1 protein-coding gene and 1 pseudogene are annotated in these 1,693 nt (G+C 66.5%); both read right to left on the bottom strand.

Annotated elements, in window-relative coordinates:
* Positions 1 to 39: 39 nt before the first annotated feature.
* The gene (locus DBR20_RS14275; RefSeq protein WP_108266628.1) at positions 40 to 1,398 is read right to left on the bottom strand and encodes a type II and III secretion system protein family protein; all 1,359 of its coding nucleotides are present in this window, start codon (positions 1,396 to 1,398) and stop codon (positions 40 to 42) included.
* An 18-nt stretch (positions 1,399 to 1,416) separates the two neighbouring features.
* Positions 1,417 to 1,693, bottom strand: a pseudogene (locus tag DBR20_RS23235) (Flp pilus assembly protein CpaB); the annotation flags it as partial.

Raw genomic sequence — 1,693 nt, 5'->3', positions numbered from 1 at the left:
GCGTAGGGCATGGGCGTGGTACCGGAGACGTCATGTGGGTCAGCGCGAGAAACCGGGCACCGGGTCGCGGCTGATCGGGCCAAGCAGCCACGCGCCCCATTCGGGCATGTTCGGCTTGGCTTCGCGATCGCCGGGCAGCGGCAGTTCGGTATTGCGGGCAATCGGCTGTACCAACCGCGGCGTGACGATGATCACCAGTTCCTTGTCCTGGCGCTTGTAGTCGAAGTTGCGGAAGAACGTACCGATGATCGGCAGGTCACCGAGCAGGGGAATCTTGTTGACCGTCGACGCCACGGTGGAACTGACCAGACCACCGATGACGAAGCTCTCACCATCGCCAAGCTCGACGGTGGTGTCGGCGCGGCGGGTGGTGATCGAGGGGATCTGCACGCCGTTCAGCGCGATCGAATTGGTGTAGTCCAGGTCGCTGGCTTCCGGCGCGACCTTCAACGCAATGCGGTTCGGTGAGAGCACGGTGGGGGTGACGGTCAGGCCGATGCCGAACGGCTTGTAGGTAACCGTGGTCGTGCCGAGACCCTGCGGCTCCAGGATCGGCAGTTCGCCACCGGCCAGGAAGCTTGCACTCTGCCCGGACAGCGCAACAAGGGTCGGCTCGGCCAGCACGCGCGCCATGCCGTTGGCCTGCAGCAGGTCGACGTCGGCGTTCCACAGGCCCTTGGTCGAACCAAACACCAGCCGGAACGCCGAGGAGATCGGCGATTCGCTTTCGTTGCTGGACTCGCCTTCCTTCATGCCCGGAAGGATGCCGGTGTTGCCTGGCAGCTGCCCGCCCGGTCGGGCGAATCCATAGGCGAAACCACCGTTGCGGTTCTGGAAGTTGATGCCGATCTGTTTCAGCGCGGTCTTGTTGAATTCGACCACCTTGACCTCGACCTGCACCACGCCGCCGCTGCTGATGGTTGAAGCGTCGGCCAGGCTGCCGTCCTTGCCCAGTGCCATCACCGCGGTCTTCTGTTCCTGCATGTGCGCCAGCACGCTGTCGCTGCTTCCCTGCAGGAGCCCCTGGTGGTCCTGCTGGGTGAATACCAGCCCGTTGGAGCCGGTATCGGCAGCGCCTTGCACGGCGCTCTGCACGCGCACCTGCACACGCTGCGGTTCGCTCTGCTTGCGATGCCACAGCAGCAGGGTGGTAGTGCCCGGTGCCTTGCCGACCAGTAGTGCCTGGCGCGCGCCGCGCAGCATCACGATGTCAGCCACGCCGGGGTCGGCGATGGCAACCCGTTCCAGGTCGGCCGGCAGCGTCCACGGCCGCTGTTCTCGGGTCTGCAGCAGCAGATCGTCGGCAGCCACGCTCGCACCCGGTGCCAGCAGCACCAGCAGCAGGGCCAGCCAGCGCTGGCGGACAGTGGGGCGTAGGCAGTAGCGACGTTCAGTCATGTGTGCTCTCGGCATGGGTCAAAGGGAGCCACGGGGGGCGGCGGTGTCGCCGCGGATGATTTCGATGCCCGCCGGTCGCGGTGTCGAGCGACGCTGCACCGGTGCGCGCGCCGGCGTTTCGTGAGCGTTGCGCTGCACGCTGCTGCCGCGGCCAGCCAGTGCGTCGCCATCCAGACCTGCGTAGGCGTTGTTCTCCGGTCGTTGCAGAGCCTGCTGCTGTTCGTTGTCCAGGCCGCGCACCGGGTCCAGTACGCCGCGCGCCTGCGGGAACAGTGCCAGGTCCGGAAGGCCGGTA

The sequence above is a fragment of the Stenotrophomonas sp. HMWF023 genome (assembly GCF_003060985.1).
GTDB lineage: Bacteria > Pseudomonadota > Gammaproteobacteria > Xanthomonadales > Xanthomonadaceae > Stenotrophomonas > Stenotrophomonas lactitubi.
This window is presented reverse-complemented; position numbering and strand designations above follow the sequence as displayed.

Bases quoted from the DNA above. Each gene is read 5' to 3' on its own strand.
- DBR20_RS14275 (WP_108266628.1), bottom strand. From the start codon at position 1,398: ATGACTGAACGTCGCTACTGCCTACGCCCCACTGTCCGCCAGCGCTGG.